Raw genomic sequence first — 25,117 nt, forward strand, 5'->3', positions numbered from 1 at the left:
TTTTCCTCAATAAGTCGTCAAAAAGGTGACGACCAGATCGGTCTTACCATTTGCAGGAACGGGAACCTGCCATTTGCGCCGGTCAGCATCAACCTGAACGCCCTTGATACTCTCGTCGGTAATCCGAGTTTCTTCGTACCATCCTCGCAACTCATTTTGCCAAATGTCGACAGTCACAGGCACTGAACGGGCATTGGTAATATTATAGCGGATCGTATTTTCCCAGAATGTTGACGTCGATGTAATCTGAGTGGATCGTACTGTTGCCAATCCGCCAGCGGTGTAAATGCGATATTCAACGGTGTCTTCCCATCGCTTCCATGGAATTTTTTCCCGCTTCTCCAATATTGGGAATATTTTTACATCAAAAGCATAGCCGGTTGCCATTTCCATGTCAGAACCGGTCGGGGTGTGATCGATATTGCTCTCTCCGACAAAGCGCGCTTTGCCTTTATCATCGCGCATATATACGCGCACGACGCCTGCAGGTAGAGCATTGCCCAGTCCGCCTTTCTTGCCGGTGTTAAATTTTAACACGCTAACCGCGCTCACGGGTTCTTCATGACGGCAGCCCCAATAGCATTCAAATCGGTAACCACGTTGCGCGCTGACACCGGCCACATCGAGAAAGCTGACTTGCTTTTTCTGATTAGTAGAAATGGTGGTACGGCCATCGATATTATAGAGGTAAAGATCACCGACTTTTTCTTCGTCGCTCGCCTCGTTACCCGCTGAACGGTTGTAGCTGTCGGCATTGTTGTTATTGCCATAGCCATAGCCGTAGCGGCGATACCGGTTACCCTGGCTGAGTTTCAGAACGTCGCCCGCAGCCAGTGTCAGCTTTGCATCACGATAAGCAGTGCCACTGCTATTGGTCAACGTTACCCAACCCTGCAAATCCATGCTATTTTTGGCTTCATCGAACAGCCCAACATAATCGGCTTTCCATCCCAGCCCACTGCTCAGATAAGACAGGGTCAACGGACGAGTGCCTGACTTGGCGGAATCAAGCGTAACCGACAATGTTGGCCGTGCGCGCAGATTTGGGGGGATACGGTCAAAGATAACGCGAGTCGGCGTTCCATCATCACGCAGCACCTCAACCTTACCACCTGATTCAATAACGACGCCGCCGTTGACGGCCAGCACCTTAACCTGTTCCGGTTCGGTAACACCAGTGACGGGGTCTTTCCGAATGATGGTGATCGATTGCCCTTCCGCTTTCTGCATCAGCTTTTCGGGGGATAGCAGGTCGTAATCAAAATTCTGTTCGGCAATCTCGATTCCATCGCCGGTCAGGGTAACGGTTTCCGGCCGGATCGAGGCCGACACATCGGGAAATTCCTGACGACTTGTCCCGGCGGGCAGCGACACATTTCTCACATCCTCAACCAACGCCATTTCCGAATAGATGGTGACGCTCACGTCACCTTGCGCGGGAGAAGCTGTTTGATCGGTAACAACCTGCGCCGCAGCAGGCGACGCCATCAAAACCGGCAACAAAAAAATATGCTTCCCCATACTAACCCCCTTTTTCACGTAATACTCTTACTGAATTTTTAGATGCTATTACTTAAGAGCGCCTAAACAAACCGAAAAAATGGGTCTTCTGAAATTATCATCCTCCGTTACGACTTGCCTGGCACTTAAACGCCGCTCCACTTATCGCCAGCCATCGAACACGCAGACCGCTGGGGCGTCAGCCTGCGCTTAATTCAATGTCGAAGCCCATAATCTTGAACCATTCCCGGTCTTTCATCGCCCGTTTTTCAGCTAGCGGAAGTATCACGGACGCTATTACAGCATGGGCGTCGCGATCGTTTTTTATAGCATTCAGCACCACGTCGATTGCGGATTTGATGGCTTCCGTTTGCTCGCGCGGATGCCCTTCCGGATTACCAAGAGCGGCACGCAATAGCTGCGCAGCATCAGCAGGGCAGCCCGCAGCAAGTATGGCCTCTCCCATTGCGGTGATATCGGCCAGCTCCTCTGCTTCATAGGCCGGAACATGATCCAATGTGCCCTGAATGATTTGAAGCTGTCCCATGGCCATCATCACTTGCTCTTGTGCAAGGCTGGCAGACGCAGGTAGCGCAGGCAGAATGACAGTTTCCAATGCGCGCAATACGCTGCTGAGGCGGTCGTTGATTGAGGGGTTCATTGACTTTCCTCCATTTGCAAAAGCCGGGCCAGATCATGCACGAAAAGCGGTCCCGTTCCTGCGAGCAGCGTGAGCAAAACATCCTGATGATTATGTGCGTGGCGCGCCGATCTCATTCCTAATGCGGCGACAAGAATGTAGCTTTTCCATGCATTAAAGACGGTAAAATAATGCAAAGATTTGGGGTTCACTATGTTACCGCTCGCGGCCTCATAGGCGGCGATCATCTCACGGGGCGGCAACAGATCACTGGCGCGGAAAATACCATCGATTTTGCTCCCGAAAACGGGCTGCAACAACCATGCAAGATCATCGTGATAATCGCCAAGATAGCACATTTCCCAATCAAGCATGGCGGTAATTTCACCGCTGGCTTCGTCGAAAAGATAATTGCCGGTTCGGTAGTCGCCGTGAACCACGCCGACCTTCGGACAGTCGGGAATATTATCTTCCAACCACTGTGTGGCTAGCCGCAAGGCGGGCTCCTTTGTTATCGCATCCTGCTCCAATAGCTCTTTCCAGAAATTGATGAGCCAACGAGTCGGCTGTTTCGGATCGGCTAGCGGAGCGGTGAAGCTGGGCAGATGCGCCAATTGCCAATCAAAATTATGTATCTTCGCCAGCATGGCGGTAAATTGAGGGAGAATTTTGCCCCGCAAAGGATCGCCAAGTACAGTGCCAAGGCCGGTGACGGTAACGCCGTCACTGGCCGGTTTGGTGACGCCGCCAACAAATTCCATGATGACAGCGGGCTGCCCAAAATGAGCGCCATCGGCGTCCAGCCATATTGGTTTGGGAACCGGAACGACACCTTGGAACGCCATCAAAATCTCATATTCGCGCGCCCGGCTGGTTTCCGTTATGCCTTCCAATGGGTCCATCCGCAGCACGAATTTTTCGGCTTCGCCATCGGAGCCGGAGAGCGTAAAAACAAATTGCTCCTTAGATGCACCGCCGCCCATGCGCGCGACATCACTGACGCTTGCACCCGGACGCTCTTTGGAAAAAAAGTCTTGCAACATTGCGGCCACACCCGCGTCATTTTGCGGCAGATACGGCGGCATTGTTCGCCGCTGTTTCCGTTTTTCAAGCAACGCGGCGAGATACGGTTCGGTGTCAATCATTTTGCAACCCCTTCACAATGCTAAGAAGCCGCCATCGACGGGATAGTTACCGCCGGTGCAGAAGCTGGCTTCATCGCTGGCTAAGAAGGTAACAATATTGGCCACTTCTTCATTGGTTCCATATCGGCCCATTGGAATAAGCGCGGAAAAACCGGCACGCGCAGCAGATGGATCATCGGGAGATGCCTGCCCCTCAATGGACGCCATCATCGCATTATCAATCGGTGCGGGAGCAACGGCATTTACCCGGATATGTGCAGCCGCCAGCTCTGCTGCTGCTGCTTTTACTAAACCCACAATGCCATGCTTGCTGGCTGTATATGGACCAATTCCCGCAACGCCGACAGTTCCCGTTACCGATGACATCGCAATGATCGAGCCGCCTTTTTCCATCATCGCCAATGCACCGTGTTTGATAGCCAAAAATGTGCCTCGAATATTCGCAATCTGCACAGCATCGAAATCCTCAACGCTGGTCAGGGTGAGCGGGCAAACCTTGCCCTCGCTGCCTGCGTTGGCGACCATAATATCGACACCGCCAAAGGCGGCGACGGTCGCTTTGATTAACGCTTCGACGTCTTTTTCCTCTGCGGGCTGTCCAGCGCAGCAAGCGATCATATCGCCGCCGCCTAGCTTTTCTTTTGTGGCCTGAAGCCGGGCCAAATCGCGTCCGGCAAGCATTACATTTGCGCCGTCCGCCAGGAATTTTGCCGCCGTTGCCGATCCGATTCCGCCGGTAGCACCTGTAATAATAGCTGTCTTATTCGCTAGTCTGCCCATCTCTCTCTCCTCAAAAAAAGACTGCTTTTCATAATAGTATCACAATTTATTACCGATTTAATGAAACGATTAAAAAGTGACATTGACATCACTTTTGCAAAAATGCACTATAAGAGCAAGTCCTTTTGTAGGGTAAACGGGACGCTGGCCTGAGCGTGGACAGGGGCCGGCTTGGAAAAGGGAGAGTTGATGGATCAGTTGATCGCCAATGTGGTAGAGGACCATCTGCCGCCTACTCGCAAGGGCAAGGCGACAAGAGAAAAGCTATTGGCCGCGGCGGCCGTGATCTTCGGCAAGTTGGGCTACGATGCTGCCCGTATTTCCGACATCGTCAAAAAAGCAGGAATCAGTCATGGCCTTTTCTACCGCCATTTCGCCGATAAAGACGCCATTTTGCTCGCCGTTTTGGAACGGCTGAATGACGGATTACGGCATACATCGGGCAAAGCAGCTGGTTCAGCGGACGGCGATAAACGAGGCATAACCCTCGAATTGCTCGAAAAACGAAACATCCTATTTTTCCGGGAATATCGAGAAAACCGGCTTCTTTTGCGTGTAGCTCGTGAAGCGGCCGCGCGTAACGAAGATAGCGGCTTTCGCGAAATGTGGTTGAAGATACGCGGGCGTTTCACACTGAGGACCCAGCGGCTTCTCGACCAGTTGATACAAAGCGGCGATATCGCTGCGATACCCGATACCGAAATGGTCGCCGAAGGGCTAAGCGCGCTTACTGAACAGCTTGCCTATGTCCAAATAGGACTTGCAGCAGAAGATCCTGACGATGCCTTTGTTGAGCGGCTTGGTAAAAGCTGCGGCCTGATCTGGTACCGGACTATATTTGGCGGCGCCGAATGAGTGCGGTCAATCTTCTCGACCTTGCAGCATTTACAGCGTCCGCTGAACACGATCTTTTTCGCGAATTGCGCGGTTCCTCTGGGCTGTATTTTAATCCGGAACCAGACGGGGCGGGTTTCTGGTCAGCGGTGCGTTATTGTGACGTGGAGCAAGCTGCGCGCCAGCATACGATATTCATTTCCGGTGAAGGAACGCAAATTAAAAACAGGCGGGCCGAAGGTCACGGTGCGCCCAGCGTGCATAACAGCGACCTTCCAATACACGGCAAATTGCGCGCCATCGTCATGCCTGGATTATCGCGCAGCGCGGTTGAAAAAAGGTCGGAACAGTTTGCCGATATCGTTGATGCGCTTTTGGCGGACGTGCCACGAGGCGAAGTTTCTGACTATGTTGAAAAAATCGCCATTCGCCTGCCAATGCTGGTCATTGCCGCCATGCTAGGTGTTCCTGATGATGAGGCGCCGTTGCTTGTCGATTGGGCAAATCTGATGTCCGATGTGCGCGCCACCAATGAAGAGCAGGCAGAAGCACGCGCGCATTTATTTGAGTATTTCCGAGGTCTGGCCGACCAGAAACGCAATGCGAATGCCGATGATATCGCCAGCCTGCTGGTACAGGCCAAGCTGAATGACGCGCCGCTCGAGCAGCAGATGCTTGACGCCTATTTCATGCTGTTGACCGTCGCGGGTAATGAAACGACCCGGTTCCTGATGACCGGCGGGCTTGCCCAGCTTGTGCGGCAAGATGACTGGCCGAAATTGCGCGATACGCCGGGCCTGATCCCTTCTGCGATTGAAGAAATGTGCCGGTTTGTCTCACCTGTTACACATATGCGGCGCACAGCATCGCAAGACACCGAGCTTGCCGGCCAGAAAATCTGTAAAGGCGACAAACTAGTGCTCTGGTTTGCAAGCGCCAACCGGGATGAAGCCGTATTTGCTGACCCGGATAAGCTGGTATTGGACCGCAGCCCCAACCCGCATATGGGCTTTGGCATCGGCGCGCATTTTTGTTTGGGTACCCATCTAGCCCGGTTTGAAACTAAGCTGTTTTTTGAAGCTCTAGCGCGGCAGGTTCAGCAAATTGAGCTTTGTGAAGCGCCCGAGCGCCTGCCGTCTAACTGGTTCACTGGCTGGACAAAAATGATGGTGCGCTTTTCATGAGCCGCCGCATCGTCATAACGGGCGCAGCAAGCGGTATCGGCCTTGCGCTTTACCGGCAGGTAAAAGCAGCAGGTGATATTCCGATTGGTCTGGACCGGCAGCAGGGCGAAGGCTGCGACCTTGTATGTGACCTCACCGATGCCGCCGCGATTGCAGCAACGGTGGAAAAATTAGACGCGCCGCTCGCTGGGCTGGCGCTGGTTGCCGGTGTTCCGGGCACCGCCCCCATTGCAACAATCTTGGCCGTAAACATCCATGCGCCTCGGCTGTTGACCGAAGCGCTGCTCCCCAAATTGCGGAAAGGCGCAGCGATTGTCGCGGTGTCCAGCATTACGGCGCTGCGATGCGATGCCTCGGCTGAAGAATTGGACCGTATGCTGTCATTCGCGCCGGATCAATTGGCTGCGGCATGTCAGAACAGAGACGGCAAGGCTGCCTATGAGCTGTCAAAGGCGCTGCTAAATCGGTGGGCAACGCTTCAGACCTTTGAGCTTTCAGATAAACATATTCGGATAAATACGGTTAGCCCGGGACCTGTCGAAACCCCGATCCTCGCCGACTTTGAAGCGTCTATTGGTACCGAGAAGATTGCTGCTGCCGCCCGCATTGCGGGACGACATGGCCGCCCGGATGAAATTGCTGCATCGGTTGCCTTTCTGCTTTCGGATGCGGCCAGCTGGGTAAATGGAACCGATCTGAAAGTTGACGGCGGATATCATGCAAAGCGCCTAGGACCAGTCCGGGGCGGGGACTGATATGCGGTTGATCTTGGTCCGTCACGGAAAACCCGAAACGAATGGCGCTGCCACTCTTGCCAATCCGCCACTATCCGATATCGGCAGGCAGCAAGCAGATTATACCGCCCAATATCTGCGCCATGAGGGTATTGACGCTGTAATCCATTCCGGCATGGACCGGGCGCGCGACACCGCCGCGCCTTTGGCGAAACTTTTGAGTGCAGAAATGGCCAGCCTGACCGCGCTGGGCGAAATTGACCGCTATGGTGGCCGTTATGCCAATGTCGAAAGTATACGCGCCCAAGGCGAGCATGAATGGCAGAATTTTCTACGCGATCCGCTTGGCTATTTCGATGTTGATGAACAGCAATTTATTCAAGAAACACTCGCGGGATTTGCCAGCCTCTTCCAAAATCAAAGGCGAAAGACGCTGGCGATTTTCACCCATGGATTTCCAATCAACATTCTGTTGACCCATGCACTAGGGCTGGACGGGATTGCCAACTTCGTCCCCGATTATTGTTCGATCACGCGATTGACGGGAAGCGCGCTCGACAAGTTAACCGTCGTCAGCATCAATGAAACCGCTCATCTGTCCGACCATCTGGCGAAGGAAAAGCTGTGAGCCTGCATCCCGGCACCATCGCAGCGCAGGCACCCGACCGAGAGGCATTGGTGTTTGGCGAGCAACGCTGGACCTATAGCAAGCTGAATAACTGGAGCGCCGCGTTGGCAGCTTTGCTGTTTCATAACGGATTTAAGCAAGGCGATGTGCTTGCCCTGCTCATTTCCAATCGCGCCGAATTTTTGGGGGCTGCTTGGGCCGCGCAGCGATCAGGGCTCTATTATCTACCCATTCCTACGCGGCTGACAGCGAGCGAAATACGCTATATTCTATCAGATAGCGGGGCGAAAGCATTAGTAGTTGATGGTGCGTTTATCAAAGTTAGTGAGGAAGCAGCTGCAGGCCTCGATCTGTTGACACTGCCCCTTGACGGGATCGAAGAGCAGTTTGGTAATTATGCTGCTCCGCCCGCCGTTGAAGGCGGCGATATGCTCTATACCTCCGGCACGACCGGCAAACCCAAAGGGGTGCGCAGGCAGCTTTCTTTCGAGCCGTTGGGCAGCGATAGCCGGCGGGTAGAGCGCGGTGAGAAACTGTTTGGATTTTCGCAGGACACCATATTTCTCTCACCCGCGCCGCTGTATCATGCGGCACCGCTGCGCTTTGCGATGAACCTTCTGCGATGCGGTGCAAAGATTGTGGCGATGCAGCGTTTTGATGCCGAAGCCACTTTGTCCATCATTGACCAAGAACATATTACCCATAGCCAATGGGTGCCGACGATGTTCAGCCGCCTACTGGCTTTGCCCAGCGATGTCCGCGACAAGCAACGCTTAACAAGCCATCAGGTAGCTATCCACGCCGGCGCGCCATGTCCGCCCGCTGTAAAACGAGACATGATTACATGGTGGGGGCCTATACTTCACGAATATTACTCAGGAACCGAGAGCGTTGGCTTTACTCATATCAATTCACCTGAATGGCTTGAACGCCCGGGAAGCGTCGGGCGACCCCATGGATGCAAAGTTCACATAGTTGACGATACCGGCGCCGAAGTGGGTCCGGGAGAAATAGGCAATGTGTATTTCGAAGGTAAGGCCCGCCTTTCCTATCATGGTGACACGGCGAAGACCCTGTTGGCGCATAACGCGCAAGGCTGGGCCACAATGGGGGACATCGGATATGTTGATGCAGATGGATATCTCTTCCTCACCGATCGCAAAAACTTCACCGTTATATCGGGCGGCGTCAATATTTATCCTTCTGAAGTGGAGGCCGCGCTTATGGCGCATCCTGCCGTCGCGGACTGCGCTGTATTCGGCATTCCCGATACCGATCTGGGCGAAGCCGTTGCAGCGATAATTGAAACCAATTCTGCGGGCGAAGGCGCCAGTTTAGCACAGCACATAGTTGGTGATGCAAGGGCACGAATTTCCGCCCATAAATTACCGCGTTTTATTCGCTTTGATGCAGTGGGACGAAGCGAAACGGGGAAGATCGCCAAACAAGCGTTGAAGGAACGCTTTGCGGATATCCACCATTGGCTTGCGGTTCCAAAATCAGACGGAAAGCAGCCCGCAATGTGAGTTTATGAATAAGTCAGAGAGAGTTGAAAATAGGAAGGAAATTAGTCATGAAAAAAATAGGATCGAATATTTTAACCCGGCTTTTGCTCAGCGCAGCATGTGTCGTTGTTCCTGCAACTGCCTTTGCTCAGGAAGCGGCGAGCGAAAATAATGAGGAAGGTCTGAGCGTAATCGTCGTTACAGCGCAGAAGCGTGCGGAAGATTTGCAGGAAGTGCCAGCTGCGATTTCGGCATTTTCCGCAGACGACCTAGCCCAGCGAGGCATTTCTGAAACCAGCGATCTGATGGGCAGCCTGCCCAACTTACAGGTGACATCCGCCTATTCCGATACACAGCCAAACTTTTCGCTGCGCGGTATTTCGGTCGCGAATGAATTTTCCGCCAGTACGGCCTCTCCTGTGGGCGTGTATGTTGATGAGGTGTATCAAAGTTTCCGTGCGGCGCATGGACAACAGCTGTATGACCTAGAACGCGTTGAGGTCCTGCGCGGACCGCAAGGCACACTTTATGGCCGCAACACCACAGGCGGTGCGATCAATTTTATTACTCGCAAGCCAAGCCTGTCCGGGACAACGGGCTACGCTACGCTCGGCTATGGAAACTACAATACCATCAGAGCCGAGGGCGCATTGGAACTAACTCTCGCAGAGGATAAAGCGGGCCTGCGCGCGGCGTTTACTCGCACAAAAGGTGATGGCTACACCTTCAACCCTGTGGACGGCCAAGACTATGCCAACAGCGATTCCTATGCAGGCCGCTTGACCTTCCGGTTCCAACCGGCCGATGGGCTCGATATTACAATGAAGGGGTATTTTGCCAAGAACGACCCGCGTCAGGATATCCCATATGGCATTGGATATTTGCAAGGCCGCACGAATGCGGCGGGCTATTCGCGTTTCGACCCCCGTCCCGAGCTGGGCGGACGTGTGCTGCGCGAAAACGAAATTCAATCTGACACAGCGGGTGAATATTTTACTGCGTCGCGCGGTGTGTCCCTGACGATTGAGGCAGAGCTTTCCGATGACATCACCTTCACCTCGATCACCGGCTATGATAAAGGTGAATATCGCTTGTCACCGTTCGATTGTGACGGTTCGCCCATCGATATCTGCGCGATCCGTTACAATTCGCAGAGCGAGAATTTCAATCAAGATCTGCGCCTTGCGTATGATGGCGACAGGTTCAAGCTGATTGCTGGATTTTATTATGGCCGTGACAGTATCGACACGCAAAATGAACCTGATTTCTTCGGGTTTCTGCGGCCGCTGCTGCTGGGTGCAGGCGTGCCCGGAGGGTTCAACAATATTCCAATTGCGGTCGGAAATTCGCTCAGCATCCTGCCCGCATTTGCTTTAGACCCCACCTTGACGCCCGCCAGTCCGGGCTTTTGCGCGCCGGTTGTCGTAAATCCCAATGGGTATTTTGATGCCCGCAGCTTGATTGCTTTCAATGCAGATGTGGCCGCAACCAACACCGCCGGTGGTACAACATTTCAGGCGGCCTGCGCCGCTGCTGGTGCGCCGCCGTTTGGGCCCATTTTGGCGGACCAGCAATTTACCCTAACCCGGCCGTCAACCGCGATCTACGGCGAGGCTGCTTGGGAAGCAACCGACAGTCTCACCATTACGCTCGGTCTGCGCTACACATGGGATAAAGTGAAATATAGCGATGCGCGCACTACGCTATTTGCGCTCGACGGTGTTACTCCAGCGGCTAGTCTAGTGCCTTTCAGTTTTCCCTTCGACCCGGCCTTACCCGCTGTGAATGAACAGGAAAGCTCGGGCGAATTCACCGGCCGCATCGTTGTCGATTACAAACTGGCCGAAGATGTGTTGGCATATGCGAGCTATAGCCGCGGCTATCGGTCCGGGACTTACAACGGCCTTGCCTATCAGGATATCAGCCAGGTATATTTCCTTGAGCCGGAACAGGTTGATGCTTTCGAAGTTGGTTTAAAATCGCGCTTTTTGGATAATCGGGTGCAGCTAAACCTTGCCGGCTTCTACTATGATTATAAGAATCAGCAAATTGCCCAAATTATCGGCGCTACGTCATTTCTGCGGGCGGCCAATGGCCGGGTGTTCGGGGCGGAAGCAGAGTTGGCATTTCAGGCAATCGACACTCTTCGGTTTGACGCCGCACTCGGCTACCTTAACACCAAATATAAGGGCAACAATATTGATCCAACGGACCCCACCAGCCTAACGCTCAACATCAATGGCAACCGCTTTCCAAACGCACCCGAATTCACAGCGTCTGCGGGCGTCGACCTGACGTTGCTGGATACCGGGAAGCATAAATTCCAGATACGCGGCGACGTGCAATATACCGGACGCTATTTCTTCGATCCTTTCGGCAATTACGGGCAAGATCCCTGTGATCAGCCTGCGGCCGGATCGCTTGTGTTACTGGCCACGCCGGAAATTGCCTGCGGAAATCCAGGCTATGTGCTAGTCAATGCAAGGGCGACCTATACTTTTGATGAAAGCATGTCCATCAGCCTATGGGGAAAAAATCTCACCGACAAATTCTACTATGGCTATGGTCTGAATCTAAATGCCTTTTATCAAGATTATTTCGCCAGAGGCGCACCGCGCACCTACGGCGTGGAGGCAACTTTCCGTTTTTGATTGAAGAATAGGGCGGGTGATCAGTAGTAATTGATCCTCGCCCATTCCTGCGGCCGCTTACAATTGTATGTCTCAACTGTAGCTTTCCTGCGGGTTGATGAATCTAGGATCCGGACCCTGGTAAACTGGCACCATAATTGGGGTAAGCCTAGCGGCCGTTATTGGCGACGATATCGACCGCCGTCCCGCCCGCTGTTTTGTTGAAGGTGACGACATAGGCGCCGCCGTCATTGTCCCGCACGCCGCCCAGCGTATGTTCACCGGCGCGGATTTGATATTCGGCGGTGAATCCGCTGCGCCTGGCACGGGTGTAGTAGTAATCCACGACATCCTGCATCGCCGATGATGTGACGAAGCTGACCACGCGAATGTCGCAAATGCCGCCGTCAACGCCGCCGGCTTCTTTCACTCGGCCTTTCGGATAGACGGGGAATTCGGTGGGCATACGGCTTGCCCATGCGGCGCCATATTGCAATTTGGCATCGCAGGTGCCTTTGCCGCGCTGCATTTCTTGGTCGCGGGCAAGGCCGCCCAGCGTGACAGCACGATTTTCGCCGCAGCTTTGGCAATCTTCTGCGCCAACCACGGTGGGCGTGGGCGCCCGCATTAACTTGCCGCCGTCCAGCTCCGCCGCCGATGCGACCGCGCCTTCAACGCCGGTATCGGCGGGGCGTTCGCCGTTCAGCGGCTGTGCTGCCTCGCTGACGGTGGTGACATTGGCGCTATCGGTTAAATTGGGATCGACCAATATGCGGTCGTCGAGCGCGGTGTTCATCGCAGGATCGCTGCCCTGCCCCACCAGCTTCTCATCCAGCTGCGCCACGGCCTCTTCATTGCCGTCTTTGCTACCGCATGCGGCGAGCGCGAAGGGCATCGACAGCGCGGCGGCGCTGATCAATAGGGTTTTCATCGGATTTTTACTGGCACGCATCGCGTTTGCTCCTGTGTTTATGGACACAAGGTGCGGGGAGACGGGGCATAATACCACCTTAAATAGTGGTTAACGCGGCGCTTTGTCGCAACAATGCCCCCCGCCATGCCGCCAATGTATCAACATGGGACAGGGCGAGAGAATAGGTTAAGGTAAAAGTTAACAAAAGCCGGATGAGCCCAAGCCGAGACCCGGCAAAACCCGCGAGAAAGCCGAATCACTGCGACCGGATTAACCATGGGCGTTAGGGTTTGGCGGGGTTACTTCACCACGCCGCGATAGGATATGCTGCCCTTCGCGCCCGCAGGAATTGGGTCGGTAAAGACCCAGCGGACATGCGTGACATCCTTCGCATCGGCGGAGCGGGTGATCGGGGCCGCGGGCGATTGCCCCTGCTGGCCTTCGCCCCCGCCTTCAGCCTCACCTTCGCCAGCAGCTGCGGGAGTATCGGTCACGCTCAGCTGCTCCAAACGGCCCCAGGTGACGCCGCCATCGACCGACATTTCCGCCCATTCTTCGGCAGCGGAGATAAACTGAATCGGGCCGGGCATCGGGTTGGTGGCGCGAAAGGAGACGGCAGGCTCGCTGCCTCTATTTTCATAAGTCAGCGTGAACACCACGCGGTCGCCGGGGACGACGATGACCTCGGACGGGTCCTTCAGCACGGTTTTCTGCACGCCGTCGGCGCCCGTCTCGCTGCGTTCGATCATCGCTTTGCTCGACAGGGTGACAGGCGCGGCCTGAGCCTGCGCCGGTGCGGTTTGCGCAAATGCGGAGCTAGCAAAGGCGATCACCGATCCCGACGCCGCCGCCAACATCAACGCCGCCGCATAAGCGGTGCGCAGCGGCAGCTTTTTGATTCCACTCGTCTTAAAATTCATTGCGTATATCATTGCATTTCCCGTGCGTTATCCTGCTATTTCACCCAAAATTGAAGGTCGCACCCCGTTATCGCGCAATTTTGGTTAACAAGCGGTAAAGATCGGCCGCATAATATGCCCCTCCCCGCCGCCCCCCTCCCATTTAAGGACCGTTCATCCGTTCGCGCATCTGCGCCAGCTTGGCGAGCAACGCGGCCTTGGTCTCCTCCCCCGACATGCCCTTATATTTGCGGCCCCACCCGTCAAAGCGGTATCCCTGCTCCCATTCGGCATAGCTGATCTGCTCTGCCTCATCCTCTTTGGTCAGCCGCCCTTGTTTCAGCAGCAGCGCGAGGATGCTGCTATCGGGGGTGATCCGCCGCTCGACCTCTTCGCCTTTGCGGATGATGACGGTTTCCTTGCCCTCAACCGCGCGTTGCCAGGCAATCGCCTGCAATCCGCGCTGCGCCCCGGCCATCGCCTTGTCCCATGCATCAGAGAACAGCGGAAAGCGCTCCTTTGCCCGGTAAGCGGCGGATTTGGATATACCCGCCACCCGCGCCGCATCGCGGATACAGCCGCTTTGGCCAAGCACGGCGAGGAATAACCGCGTGCGCGCCGGCGTCCACCCATCCTGCCGTATGCGCAGGCCGGGCATAAGCGGGTTGGGCATGAGCGCGTTAGTATCCACAGCAGCAACAGCATCAGCGCCCGCCTTGGCCGCCGCCTTATCCGGCCCGCCGCTCATCGAATCTGTCCTATCAGGTCAAAGCAGATCGCGGGCCGCGCGCATTCCTGTTCATCGGGCGAGGGCCGCAGATCGCCGCGTTGCAGCGCAAAATAATCCTCCAACGCATCATGGTCAAAAACCGAAACCGAGCGCGACAACCGAACAAACCGCCGCGCCAGCACATCCGCAGCCCTGCCCTGCCGAGCCGGGACCGAGAGAGAAGAAAGAGACATATTGATTCACTCCAATGGTTATAGGGTGAATCAGGTCTAACCTATTTGGTTATTTGTAGGAAAGGGGGTATTTCAGGATAGTAACCAACTCTCATCCTCGTGCTGCATTATAAGTAAATGCACCTCAACCTTTAATGCACGCGATATTTCATATAAAGTTATCACCGTGGGGTTGCGCTTGCCATTTTCCAAGTCGCTGAGATATTGCTGGCTAAAACCACATAATTCAGCGAACGCAGCCTGCGTTACACCGCGTGAAACACGTGCAGCCTTTACATTTTTGGCGATCAGATTTCTCATATCCATTGTGCTGGGATGGCACAAATTACCTTGACTAAATATCAACTATAGTGTGTAGACACTATATGCTTGTATTCGTATTGCGTGTATTCGTACTATAAACTATATTTTCAGGAGGCTTGATTGGCAGGGGCAGCAACCGCAACCAGCAGATATTCGCGCATTCGTGAGGATTTGGATATGTCGATATTCAATTCCAACTGGCGCGAGGTAGATACCGATAAAGTTTCAATGAATGGAACGCCACTGTTTGGCGATATTTTTTCCGGCGCAGGCGGCCTATCCGTAGGATTTAGAAGCGCGGGATTTCGCAAAGCTTTTTCAGCAGAGATTAACAAACACGCATCAGAGACACTGCGTCATAATTTTCCAGAAAGTTATCATTTTGAAGGTGATGTAGCCGATTTGTCCGAAACAAAAATCAAATCAGTTCTGGAAGGCCGAAAACTAGATGTTCTTGTCGGCGGACCGCCATGCCAAGGTTTTTCAGTCGCAGGAAAAAGACAGATTGATGATCCTCGGAATGAATTGTTTCTAGAGTTTTGCAGGCTGGTTGAAATTTGCCAGCCAGAATTTTTTGTCATGGAAAATGTTCCCGGCATATTAACAATGCAAAAAGGTGCCGTGACAAATGCCATCCTGCAGAAGTTCGAGGATATTGGCTATCCCGAAACATCTGTGCGAATTTTGGAGGCGGCAGAATATGGCGTGCCACAGTTACGTACTCGCGCTATCTTCGTAGGAAATAGGCTCAACGTAAAAAATCCCTATCCCAAGCCAACGCATTCTAGGGACAACTATATCTCGATTAATGATGCAATGGACGATTTAAAAAACTTACCGCGCGATCCCGCAACCAACCATGAATGGACCAATCACTCGGCTGCTTATGAAGCTAGAATTTCCAAAGTACCCGCAGGTGGGTCGTTGTATGAAACCTTTCGTGACGCATTCAAGCGTCAATATTCAGGCGTACCTAGTATGGCTGCAAAAGAAAATCATGGAGGCACACATATACATTACGAAAAAAATCGTGTTCTTTCGGCTAGAGAGCTGGCCAGACTGCAAACATTCCCTGATGATTTTTTCTTCAAAGGCGGAATGAAGAAAGCTTACTGGCAAATCGGTAATGCTGTCCCATGCTTGCTAGCTGAAAAAATTGGTTTGGCGATCAGGGCGGGCTTAACCAGCTCAAACTAATTTTTGTAATGACTGCCGCCATTTTTCGAGATCATACCAGCCGCATCCATGACACCCTGCTTCTGCCCCTTTACCTGTTGTTTGAACATCGATAGGCCAGTCGATATCACCTTTATAAAAATATTGAATGCCAAATGGATGGCCGCGCTTGCCTGTTTGCAAACATTTACGGCAAACTTCGCGCTTTTGCTGATTACGCTGATTGGTGATCAGTTGAAAATCACTGTGAATTTCTGCATCAGTTAAGTCTTCCAGAGAATCTCGTTTAGTATTTCTATCCCACCGGATTTCAGGAAATTTATGATCGGGTAGCAGATGCTTTGGATTGCCGACCTTACCTTCATAAGCGTCATAATTTTTTAAAGTTTTAACAATTCGGTTTCGCAAAGCACCAGACCAATATTCATAGCCGGTAGCTTCCCCGATTGGCTTTGGCAGTAATATGAATTCCAAATCACTGCCTGAACGTCGGCGTGTACCGATTGTGAATCCAGCTTCTTTGAGATCCTGCAACCTTCTTGCTGGATTTGATGTGGTAGGAAGCTCATTATAAGTGAACCAAGCAAAACTCATGGCCATCTTGTCGAATATAGGTTTTGTTACAGTTGATCGTGATTTGGCCCAATGCTTTTTCGCTTTTTCTTGCCATTCAGGCCAATTTTCTGGATTCAACATTTCGTACATTGATTTTACATAAGCTTCGACTTCATGCTGTTTCTCAAGCTCTAATCCCGCACGCCGACACCGGATTGGAAATGCGATATCCCAGCCGGGCTTTTCAGGATAATCAAATATCACATTGATATGCTCTTCCGCTGCTTTGCTATGATTCCACCGGTCTTTAATCTTATATGTCATGGACGATAAATAATTGTCTTCGGGACAGAATATCCATCAACTATATTATGTTAATTTCTGTGTTCTATTTTACAATGATATGGAATGATTGACGCATCTGCTTAAACTCTCAAAACGCACCCTCCGCCCATTGCGCACACCGCACGCCTGCGCTAAAGCGCTGACACATTACGAATCTCCCGCTTTCATGCCGGTTTGATACTCGTCTTGCGGTCTGAATAACGGACCGAGCGCGCTGTCATCACCAACCGGCAGAAAGCATCACTTTTTGATGAGGCATATTATGACGACCACTGGCCAAGACACGCTTTCCACCCGCGACATGCTGAATGTGAATGGCAAGGAATATGCCTATTATTCGCTGGATAAAGCCGCGGCGAAGCTGGGGGATATTTCGCGGCTTCCCTATACGCTCAAAGTCTTGCTCGAAAATATGCTGCGGTTTGAAGATGGCGGCTTTACCGTTGCCGCCGCCGATGCGCAGGCGGTTGTCGATTGGCAGAAAGAGGCGAAAAGCGCGGCCGAAATTCAATATCGTCCGGCGCGCGTGTTGATGCAGGATTTCACCGGCGTTCCCGCGGTTGTTGACCTTGCCGCGATGCGCGACGGGATTAAAGCTCTGGGCGGAGATGCGCAGAAAATCAATCCGCAGGTGCCGGTGCATCTGGTGATTGACCATAGCGTCATGGTCGATGAATTTGGCACACCCAAAGCGTTCGAAAATAACGTCGCGCTCGAATATGAACGCAATATGGAACGCTATGAATTCCTGAAATGGGGATCGAAAGCGTTTGACAATTTCGCCGTTGTGCCCCCCGGCACCGGCATTTGTCATCAGGTGAATCTGGAAAATATCGCCCGCGCGGTTTGGTCGTCGCAGGATGAAAATGGCGCCGAGGTTGCCTATCCCGATACCTGTGTTGGCACCGACAGCCACACGACGATGATTAACGGTCTGGGCGTGCTGGGCTGGGGCGTGGGCGGGATTGAGGCGGAGGCCGCGATGCTGGGTCAACCGGTATCGATGTTGATCCCCGAAGTTGTCGGTTTCAAATTAACCGGCGAATTGGCCGAGGGCATTACCGCGACCGACCTCGTTTTAACCTGCGTCCAAATGCTGCGCGAAGTGGGCGTTGTGGGCCGCTTTGTGGAATTTTACGGCCCCGGCGTTGCGGCGCTTAGCCTTGCCGACCGCGCAACGATTGCCAATATGGCGCCCGAATATGGCGCGACCTGCGGCTATTTCCCAATTGATGACAAAACGCTCGACTATCTGCGCCTGACCGGCCGCAGTGATGAGACGGTGGCGTTGACCGAAGCCTATGCCAAGGCGCAAGGTTTCTGGCGCCATGATGATGCGCCCGAAATGATTTATACCAAGACGCTGGAGCTGGATATGAACAGCGTCGTGCCGTCGCTATCGGGGCCAAAATTGCCGCAGCAGCGCGTGTCTATGGCCGATCTGGACGAAGGGTTTAACCGCGACATTATCGAAGTGTTTAAGGCCGATGACGCGCATAAACGCGTTGCGGTGGAGGGCGAAGATTTCGATTTGGGCCACGGCGATGTCACCATTGCCGCGATTACCAGCTGCACCAACACATCGAACCCCAGCGTCTTGATCGCCGCGGGTCTGGTCGCGAAAAAGGCGCGGGAACGCGGGCTTTCGCGCAAACCATGGGTGAAAAGCTCGCTGGCACCAGGAAGCCAGGTGGTGACCGATTATCTGATCAAAGCGGGGCTTCAGGATGATCTGGATGCGCTGGGCTTTAACCTTGTCGGTTATGGCTGCACCACTTGCATCGGTAACTCAGGTCCGCTGGCCCCTGCAATTTCGCGGGCGATTAACGACAATGGCCTGGTGGCAACATCGGTTTTGTCGGGCAACCGCAATTTTGAAGGCCGGGTGAGCCAGGATGTGAAAGCAAACTATCTCGCCTCTCCGCCGCTGGTCGTTGCTTATGCGATTAAGGGCACGGTGCGGGAGGATATGTATGAAACGCCGATTGGTGTGGGATCGGACGGCGAAGATGTGTTTCTGCGCGATATCTGGCCCACCAATGAAGAGGTGAATGTGGCCATGGCCGGCGCGGTGAACCGCGATATGTTTATGAGCCGCTATGCCAACGTTTACAACGGCGATGAAGCATGGCGCGCGATCGATGTGACCGGCGGCGATACCTATCAATGGCGGGCGGGGTCCACTTACGTCGCCAATCCGCCCTATTTTGACGGCATGGAAATGACACCTGCGCCGGTGGGCGACATTATCGATGCAAAGACTTTGGCGGTTTTGGGCGATAGCATCACGACCGACCATATTTCCCCCGCTGGATCGATCAAAGAGGATAGCCCAGCCGGAGAATACCTTAAAAATCATCAGGTTAGCAAAGCCGACTTTAACAGCTACGGCTCGCGCCGGGGCAATCACGAAGTCATGATGCGCGGCACCTTCGCCAACATCCGCATCAAAAACCAAATGGCCGACGGAAAAGAAGGCGGCTACACCAAATATAACGGCGAAATCATGCCCATCTACGACGCCGCCATGCGCCACAAAGCCGACGGAAATGACCTCGTCGTCATCGGCGGCGAACAATATGGCACCGGCTCCAGCCGCGACTGGGCGGCGAAGGGCACGAATTTGCTGGGTGTGAAAGCCGTGATCGTGGAGAGCTTTGAACGGATCCACCGTTCAAACTTAGTCGGCATGGGCGTTTTGCCGCTGCAATTTGCTGAGGGTGTGAACCGCAACACCTTGAACCTTGATGGCAGCGAAAGCTTCACCATCAAGGGCGTCGCGACTCTGAAACCGCTGCAAGAGGTAGAGGTTGAAATGACCCGCACCGACGGCACCACCGCGACGTTCAAAACTCAGTGCCGGATAGATACCGCCAATGAAATGGAATATTTCCTGAACGGCGGCATTTTGCACTATGTGCTGCGCAAACTGGCTGCCTAAATGTCGGAAACAAGCAAGTCGGGGGCGATGGGCAGCGTTGCTGAACAAGAACCCCTGACCATTGCTCAGGCGCATAGTGACCCGTTAAATCAAATGTGGTCGGCCCTGCGTGGTTGGTGGCTCAACATTGTTATTCAGGATATTGACCAGCTTGCGGTCGTCCGAAAGATTAAGGACGAAAGCGGCTTAACCCCCCGCTATATCTTCATGACCTGCATGTCGGCGGGGATTGCGATATTGGGTCTGATCCTCTCATCGCCAGCCGTGGTTATTGGGGCCATGCTGCTCAGCCCGTTAATGGGGCCGATATTGGGTGCCGGTTTTGCGCTTGCCACGGGCGATGCTCAATGGCTCAAAGAGAGCGGAAAGGCGCTGGCCGCCGGAACAATTTTCGCCATACTCTTCTGCGCCCTCATCGTTTTATTGTCGCCGCTGCAAACCGTGACCAGCGAGATAGCGTCACGCACCCGCCCAAATCTATTTGACCTTGCGGTCGCGTTATTTTCGGCCCTAGCCGGTTCCTACGCAATGATCCGCGGACGAGAGGGCACGATCGTCGGTGTGGCCATCGCCACCGCGTTAATGCCGCCGCTTGCGGTGGTGGGCTTTGGTTTGGCAACCGCCAATTGGACCGTTTTCGGCGGCTCATTGTTGTTGTTTGTAACCAACTTGATGACCATCGCGCTATCGGCTGCAGTGATGGCGCGGCTTTATGGTTTCCGCACATCGCTGTCTGCTACGCAGAGTATGATGCAAAGTATATTCATCTTTATCTGTTTTGTTGCGCTCGCCGTACCACTTGGATTTTCCCTGAAAAGCATTGCGTGGGAAACCAATGCGCAGCGGCAAATCAGCAATGTCATTAAAGACCAATTTGACGAAAAGGCCCGCATCTCGGCACTCGACATCAATTTCGGCAGCAATCCAATCAAGGTCAACGCATCCGTTTTAACCCCTGAATTCGTCTCCGATGCCGAAGCAAAGAGTAGCAAAATGCTGAGCCGTTCGCTGGATTTCCCGATTGCGGTGAATATTGATCAATTTCGCGTTGGCACGGGCGCTGGCGATGTCGATGCCGCTCAAATCGCAGCAGCAAAGGCGCAGGAACAAGCCATTGCCGATGAACGCAAAATGGCGCAGCTTGGTGAGAGGCTCGCGCTTATCGCGGGCGTGAAAGCGCAGGATGTTCTGATCGACCGATCGCGCAAACGCGCCGTAGTGAAAGCCAAACCGTTGGCAGGAGCAACGCTCGCCACCTATTATGAATTGGAGGGTCGTGTCGCTGCGTTGGAACCTGGTTGGACGCTGCTCGTCGAACCACCCGCGCTTGCCCTGCCCGATATTGGGATGCTCGATAATGCGCCGAGTGAAACAGGCCAGAACGCTCTCGCTCTTATCATTTGGGCGGCGGCACGGGTGGATGCACCGATTGGCTTGGCCGGTGATGGCAAAGATGTTGATGCGATATTGGCGCTGTTACAGGAGAAAAATATCCGCGCCGTGCGCCGCGCCTCTATCCCCCGCCGCACCGGCATGGTCACCGTCCGCTGGCTCGCCCCTGATGAGGCGGCGGCAGCGAATTAGGCCTAAGCTTTAACCCCGCGCCAATAACGCCAAAGCGGCTTTCAAATGCGGCGCATCGACCATATGTCCGTCCACCTGCAGCACGCCTGCGCCCGGGTTATCCGCAAAGGCATCGACAATCGACTGCGCTCGGGCAACCTGTTCCGCCGTCGGCGTGAATGCTGCGTTGATGACCCTAATCTGTGCCGGGTGAATGGCCAACATACCGGAAAAGCCGTCCCGTGCGGCCCGGGCGGCATAAGCGGAAAGCCCGCTGTCATCCTTAACCGCCGGAAACACGGTATCAATTGCGGCAACACCCGCCGCATGGGCCGCAAATAGGGTCAGGCTGCGCACCATTTCATAGGGCGCTGTATAACCGCCCCCCGCCTCGCGCGCTGTTACCGCTCCAATGGCCGCCGACAAATCCTCCGCGCCCCAGCTAACTCCCAGAAGGTGATCGGACACATCGCGCAAGCTGCCCAATTCAAACACGCCGCCGGGCGTCTCCGTGGCGATAGGAAGGATCGGCGGCGCGTCTCCACCCGGCACATCTGCGGTCGCCGCCGCAAGCCCGCATAGCCAAGCCACCGAACGAGCCCCTTCCGCTTTGGGGAGCATGATGGCGTCCGGCAAATAGGGGAGCACGGCATTCAAATCCGCCTGCGTCATATGGCTGTCCTGCGGATTGACCCGCACCAATGTTGGCACGGCGCGGTCCCCAGATAGCCATTCGGCGGCATGGTCACGCGCGCGTTCTTTGTTATCCAGCGTCACCGAATCTTCGAGATCGATGATAATCGCATCTGCCCCCGACGCCGCTGCCTTGGCAAAGCGTTCGGGCCGGTCACCCGGGACAAAAAGAAGCGAGCGCATTTTCATCTCGGTGCCTTTTTCAAAAGTGCAGCGCGTTCGCATTGGCATACCACCTCACCGCGTTGATTGATACAGCGGTGCAGAAATGTAACGATACCCGCATCGGGGCGCGATTTGCTCTCCTTCACAGCGATCACCTCTGTTTCGGCGCGCAAAGTATCGCCAAGGAACACCGGTTTCGGCATCGTCAGCTTGTCATAGCCCAGATTGGCCACAAGCGTGCCGAGCGTGGTATCCCCCACCGACAACCCGACCATCAGGCTGAAGGTGAAGGTGCCGTTGACCAGGATTTGCCCAAACTCAGACGCCTTCGCCGCCTCCGCGTCGAGATGCAGCGGCTGCGGATTATGCGTCATGGTGGTGAAGAGCAGATTGTCGGTCTCGGTCACCGTGCGGCGGATTTCATGCGCGATGCTATCGCCGACGTGCCATTGGTCGAAAAAGCGTCCGGCCATCAAATCCTCCCCGGCACGGGGAGGGGTACCACCGCAGGTGGTGGAGGGGCACCCCCGGTCGAGGGCAGGAGAGGCGGCACGTGCCCCTCCGTCTCGCCTGCGGTGGTCCCCCTCCCCGTTTCGGGGAGGATTTTTATGCTGCTCATCATCACTTTATAGCCTCAATCCTAACCAACAGCGCCTCAACCTCAACCTGTGCGCCCTCTTCCGCATTCAACTCCACCACGACACCGTCAAAGGGCGCGGTGAGGCTGTGCTCCATCTTCATCGCTTCGAGCGTGAGGAGTTTCTGGCCTTTGGTCACGGCTTGGCCCTCGGCAACCTCCACGGCGATAATGCGGCCCGGCATGGGGGAAAGAATGGTGCCATCGCCAGCCGCACCCATTGCGCTCCCTTCGGCCCGGAACGGACGAAAATCAAATCTTGCTCCGCTTTCGTAAAACCAGCCAGCGCCGCCCTCATTGAACTGACCATCAGGCGCAAACAGCAGCCCATAGGTTGCCAGATCATAGGCGATATCGCGCCGGATGCCGTTCATCTCCAAAGCAACGACGGATCGCGGTGGCGCGTTGAGCCGGAACCCGGTTAACGGCTGATCAGGCACCGAAAGACCGGAGACTGTTTCCACAGTCCAGCCATTGCCGTAGATCACATGTTCCGCAGCCGCCTGAAGACAAGCGTCGCTTGGAACCGGCGGCGTGAGCAGACCGTCGGCATTGTCGGCGATCAATCCGGTGGTGACTTCACCCTTTTCGAAATCAGGATGCTCAAGCGCACGGATGAGGAACCACGCATTGGTCCGAACGGGAGCGCATCTTACCTGGTGGCAAGCCTGGATCAAATCGATCCGCGCCTCTTCACGATCCTCACCGCGCAACACGATCTTGGCGATCATCGGATCATAGAACGACGTCACCTCATCGCCTTGTTCGACGCCCGATTCCCAGCGGCAATAGGACGGCTGTTCGAACTCCGTCAGCGGCCCGATGCTGGGCAGGAAGCCAGTCGCCGGATCCTCCGCATACAGCCGTGCCTCCATTGCCCAACCGTTGATGCTCAACTCCTCCTGCTTTTTTGGAAGCGGCTCCCCGGAGGCAACGTGCAACTGCCATTCCACCAGATCGACCCCAGTAATCTCCTCCGTCACCGGATGCTCCACCTGAAGCCGCGTGTTCATTTCCATGAACCAGATGCGGTCGGCGCGAAGGCCTTCCGACGCATCAGCGATGAACTCGATCGTGCCTGCGCCGACATAGTCCACCGCCTTGGCCGCGCGGACGGCGGCGGCGCATAGCTGCTGCCGGGTCACCTCGTCCATCCCCGGCGCGGGGGCTTCCTCGATGACCTTCTGATGGCGCCGCTGGAGCGAGCAATCGCGTTCGAACAGGTGGACGATATTGCCGTGCGTGTCGCCGAACACCTGCACCTCGATATGGCGCGGACGCTGGATATATTTTTCAATGAGGACATGCGCGTTGCCGAACGACGCGGCGGCCTCTCGCTGGCAAGAGGCGAACGCGTCGGCGAAGTCGGCTGCGTCGTCGACCTTGCGCATCCCCTTGCCGCCGCCGCCCGCGACCGCCTTGATCAGCACGGGATAGCCAATCTCGGCGGCACGTCCGGCCAGAAACGCCGGCTCCTGGTTCTCGCCCATATAGCCGGGGGTAACAGGCACGCCCGCCTCCGCCATCAATGTCTTCGCCGCATCCTTCAGCCCCATCGCAGTGATGCTGGCAGGCGCAGGCCCAACCCAGATCAGCCCAGCGTCAATCACGGCCTGTGCGAACTCGGCATTTTCGGAAAGGAAGCCATAGCCGGGATGGATAGCCTCCGCGCCCGTGGCCTTTGCAGCGGCGATGATCTTCTCCCCCACCAAATAGCTCTCCCGCGCCGGAGACGCCCCGATATGCACCGCCTCATCCGCCTGCCGCACATGCAGCGCCTTGGCATCGGCATCCGAATAAACCGCAACGGTGCGGATGCCCATGGCGCGAGCCGTGCGGATGATGCGGCAAGCGATCTCGCCGCGGTTGGCGATTAACAAGGAAGCTATCATAATTCCTCCCCGTCACGGGGAGGGGGACCATCCGCAGGATGGTGGAGGGGCACGCAAGAGTTCTCCCGACGCTTGTTGATTTTCTCCACCCTGTCCAAACAAACATCCACAATTCGAACCACCACCGCCTCCAAATCCTCAAGAACAGCCTTCGCCGGAACCCGTAAAGTCGCGACGTGCTGCGACCGCAAGAAATGCGACCTTGCCGCATCGGCCTGTGCCGCTCTGATGCTGTCATGTGCACAGCCATCCACCTCAATCGCCAACCGCGCCGCCGCACAATAGAAATCGAGCACATAAGCGCCCGCCGGATGTTGCCGCCGAAACTTCAATCCGCTGGGCCGCGTCCGCAACTCCCGCCAAAGCATAGCCTCGGTAAGCGACATCTCACTTCGCAATTTCCGCGCCAGTTTCACCGTGCGAGCCGAGCCAGTAATCACCGCAGTCCTCCCCGGCACGGGGAGGGGGACCATCCGCAGGATGGTGGAGGGG

23 protein-coding genes are annotated in these 25,117 nt (G+C 54.9%); 9 read left to right on the forward strand and 14 right to left on the reverse strand.

What is annotated here, in order from left to right:
- Positions 1-6: 6 nt before the first annotated feature.
- From ACFOWX_RS09160 to ACFOWX_RS09175, 4 genes are all read right to left on the reverse strand, one after another.
- A complete protein-coding gene (locus tag ACFOWX_RS09160; RefSeq protein WP_381423386.1) occupies positions 7-1,521 on the reverse strand; it encodes a DUF4139 domain-containing protein in 1,515 nt (504 codons plus the stop codon).
- Between the two features lie 178 nt (positions 1,522-1,699).
- Complete coding sequence (locus tag ACFOWX_RS09165; protein ID WP_381423387.1) at positions 1,700-2,161, reverse strand: hypothetical protein; 462 nt, start codon at positions 2,159-2,161, stop codon at positions 1,700-1,702.
- Positions 2,158-3,285, reverse strand: a complete 1,128-nt coding sequence (locus tag ACFOWX_RS09170) for a phosphotransferase family protein (protein ID WP_381423389.1) — start codon at positions 3,283-3,285, stop codon at positions 2,158-2,160. The genes ACFOWX_RS09165 and ACFOWX_RS09170 overlap by 4 nt, the downstream gene beginning before the upstream one ends.
- A gap of 12 nt (positions 3,286-3,297) precedes the next feature.
- On the reverse strand, positions 3,298-4,065 hold the full coding sequence (locus ACFOWX_RS09175; RefSeq protein WP_381423391.1) for an SDR family NAD(P)-dependent oxidoreductase: 768 nt from the start codon (positions 4,063-4,065) through the stop codon (positions 3,298-3,300).
- A 189-nt stretch (positions 4,066-4,254) separates the two neighbouring features.
- Here ACFOWX_RS09175 and ACFOWX_RS09180 point away from each other — a divergent pair, with 189 nt between their 5' ends.
- Genes ACFOWX_RS09180 through ACFOWX_RS09205 form a run of 6 tightly spaced genes read left to right on the forward strand, consistent with a single transcriptional unit; the run spans position 4,255 to position 11,601 of the window.
- Complete coding sequence (locus ACFOWX_RS09180; RefSeq protein WP_381423393.1) at positions 4,255-4,920, forward strand: TetR/AcrR family transcriptional regulator; 666 nt, start codon at positions 4,255-4,257, stop codon at positions 4,918-4,920.
- Positions 4,917-6,083 (forward strand): cytochrome P450, encoded by a 1,167-nt coding sequence (locus ACFOWX_RS09185; protein WP_381423395.1) that lies wholly within the window; start codon positions 4,917-4,919, stop codon positions 6,081-6,083. Before ACFOWX_RS09180 ends, ACFOWX_RS09185 begins: the two co-directional genes overlap by 4 nt.
- Positions 6,080-6,838, forward strand: a complete 759-nt coding sequence (locus tag ACFOWX_RS09190) for an SDR family oxidoreductase (RefSeq protein ID WP_381423397.1) — start codon at positions 6,080-6,082, stop codon at positions 6,836-6,838. Before ACFOWX_RS09185 ends, ACFOWX_RS09190 begins: the two co-directional genes overlap by 4 nt.
- A gap of 1 nt (position 6,839) precedes the next feature.
- The gene (locus ACFOWX_RS09195; RefSeq protein ID WP_381423399.1) at positions 6,840-7,445 is read left to right on the forward strand and encodes a histidine phosphatase family protein; all 606 of its coding nucleotides are present in this window, start codon (positions 6,840-6,842) and stop codon (positions 7,443-7,445) included.
- Positions 7,442-8,971, forward strand: a complete 1,530-nt coding sequence (locus ACFOWX_RS09200; protein WP_381423401.1) for an AMP-binding protein — start codon at positions 7,442-7,444, stop codon at positions 8,969-8,971. The genes ACFOWX_RS09195 and ACFOWX_RS09200 overlap by 4 nt, the downstream gene beginning before the upstream one ends.
- A gap of 47 nt (positions 8,972-9,018) precedes the next feature.
- A complete protein-coding gene (locus tag ACFOWX_RS09205) occupies positions 9,019-11,601 on the forward strand; it encodes a TonB-dependent receptor (protein ID WP_381423403.1) in 2,583 nt (860 codons plus the stop codon).
- A gap of 148 nt (positions 11,602-11,749) precedes the next feature.
- Here ACFOWX_RS09205 and ACFOWX_RS09210 read toward each other — a convergent pair whose 3' ends face one another.
- The 5 genes from ACFOWX_RS09210 to ACFOWX_RS09230 all read right to left on the reverse strand — a co-directional run bounded on the left by ACFOWX_RS09210 (position 11,750) and on the right by ACFOWX_RS09230 (position 14,655).
- Positions 11,750-12,532: a hypothetical protein gene (locus tag ACFOWX_RS09210; RefSeq protein WP_381423405.1), complete on the reverse strand. Its 783-nt coding sequence runs from the start codon at positions 12,530-12,532 to the stop codon at positions 11,750-11,752.
- Between the two features lie 260 nt (positions 12,533-12,792).
- Positions 12,793-13,413 (reverse strand): hypothetical protein, encoded by a 621-nt coding sequence (locus ACFOWX_RS09215; protein ID WP_381423407.1) that lies wholly within the window; start codon positions 13,411-13,413, stop codon positions 12,793-12,795.
- 142 nt (positions 13,414-13,555) lie between these two features.
- Positions 13,556-14,140, reverse strand: a complete 585-nt coding sequence (locus ACFOWX_RS09220; RefSeq protein ID WP_381423409.1) for a hypothetical protein — start codon at positions 14,138-14,140, stop codon at positions 13,556-13,558.
- Complete coding sequence (locus ACFOWX_RS09225) at positions 14,137-14,355, reverse strand: hypothetical protein (RefSeq protein WP_381423411.1); 219 nt, start codon at positions 14,353-14,355, stop codon at positions 14,137-14,139. Before ACFOWX_RS09225 ends, ACFOWX_RS09220 begins: the two co-directional genes overlap by 4 nt.
- 72 nt (positions 14,356-14,427) lie before the next feature.
- Positions 14,428-14,655, reverse strand: coding sequence for a helix-turn-helix domain-containing protein (locus ACFOWX_RS09230; RefSeq protein ID WP_381423413.1), 228 nt, complete (start codon positions 14,653-14,655; stop codon positions 14,428-14,430).
- A gap of 123 nt (positions 14,656-14,778) precedes the next feature.
- Here ACFOWX_RS09230 and ACFOWX_RS09235 point away from each other — a divergent pair, with 123 nt between their 5' ends.
- On the forward strand, positions 14,779-15,855 hold the full coding sequence (locus tag ACFOWX_RS09235) for a DNA cytosine methyltransferase (RefSeq protein ID WP_381423415.1): 1,077 nt from the start codon (positions 14,779-14,781) through the stop codon (positions 15,853-15,855).
- On the opposite strand, the gene ACFOWX_RS09240 is transcribed toward ACFOWX_RS09235, so the two are convergent.
- Positions 15,847-16,713: a hypothetical protein gene (locus tag ACFOWX_RS09240; RefSeq protein WP_381423417.1), complete on the reverse strand. Its 867-nt coding sequence runs from the start codon at positions 16,711-16,713 to the stop codon at positions 15,847-15,849. The two genes, ACFOWX_RS09235 and ACFOWX_RS09240, sit on opposite strands and share 9 nt — an antisense overlap.
- 283 nt (positions 16,714-16,996) lie before the next feature.
- On the opposite strand from ACFOWX_RS09240, the gene acnA reads away from it, so the two are divergent.
- Entirely contained in the window at positions 16,997-19,675 is a 2,679-nt protein-coding gene (gene acnA / locus ACFOWX_RS09245; RefSeq protein ID WP_381423419.1) for an aconitate hydratase AcnA, read from the forward strand.
- Positions 19,676-21,259 (forward strand): DUF389 domain-containing protein, encoded by a 1,584-nt coding sequence (locus ACFOWX_RS09250; RefSeq protein WP_381423421.1) that lies wholly within the window; start codon positions 19,676-19,678, stop codon positions 21,257-21,259.
- Between the two features lie 9 nt (positions 21,260-21,268).
- Here ACFOWX_RS09250 and ACFOWX_RS09255 read toward each other — a convergent pair whose 3' ends face one another.
- The 4 genes from ACFOWX_RS09255 to ACFOWX_RS09270 all read right to left on the reverse strand — a co-directional run bounded on the left by ACFOWX_RS09255 (position 21,269) and on the right by ACFOWX_RS09270 (position 25,065).
- A complete protein-coding gene (locus ACFOWX_RS09255; protein WP_381423423.1) occupies positions 21,269-22,120 on the reverse strand; it encodes an HpcH/HpaI aldolase/citrate lyase family protein in 852 nt (283 codons plus the stop codon).
- Positions 22,117-22,569, reverse strand: coding sequence for a MaoC family dehydratase (locus tag ACFOWX_RS09260; protein WP_381423425.1), 453 nt, complete (start codon positions 22,567-22,569; stop codon positions 22,117-22,119). Before ACFOWX_RS09260 ends, ACFOWX_RS09255 begins: the two co-directional genes overlap by 4 nt.
- 148 nt (positions 22,570-22,717) lie before the next feature.
- Positions 22,718-24,625: an acetyl/propionyl/methylcrotonyl-CoA carboxylase subunit alpha gene (locus ACFOWX_RS09265; RefSeq protein ID WP_381423427.1), complete on the reverse strand. Its 1,908-nt coding sequence runs from the start codon at positions 24,623-24,625 to the stop codon at positions 22,718-22,720.
- The gene (locus tag ACFOWX_RS09270; protein WP_381423429.1) at positions 24,622-25,065 is read right to left on the reverse strand and encodes an endonuclease domain-containing protein; all 444 of its coding nucleotides are present in this window, start codon (positions 25,063-25,065) and stop codon (positions 24,622-24,624) included. Before ACFOWX_RS09270 ends, ACFOWX_RS09265 begins: the two co-directional genes overlap by 4 nt.
- Positions 25,066-25,117: the final 52 nt, after the last annotated feature.

This window comes from Sphingorhabdus arenilitoris, assembly GCF_042651485.1.
Classification (GTDB): Bacteria; Pseudomonadota; Alphaproteobacteria; order Sphingomonadales; family Sphingomonadaceae; genus Sphingorhabdus_B; species Sphingorhabdus_B arenilitoris.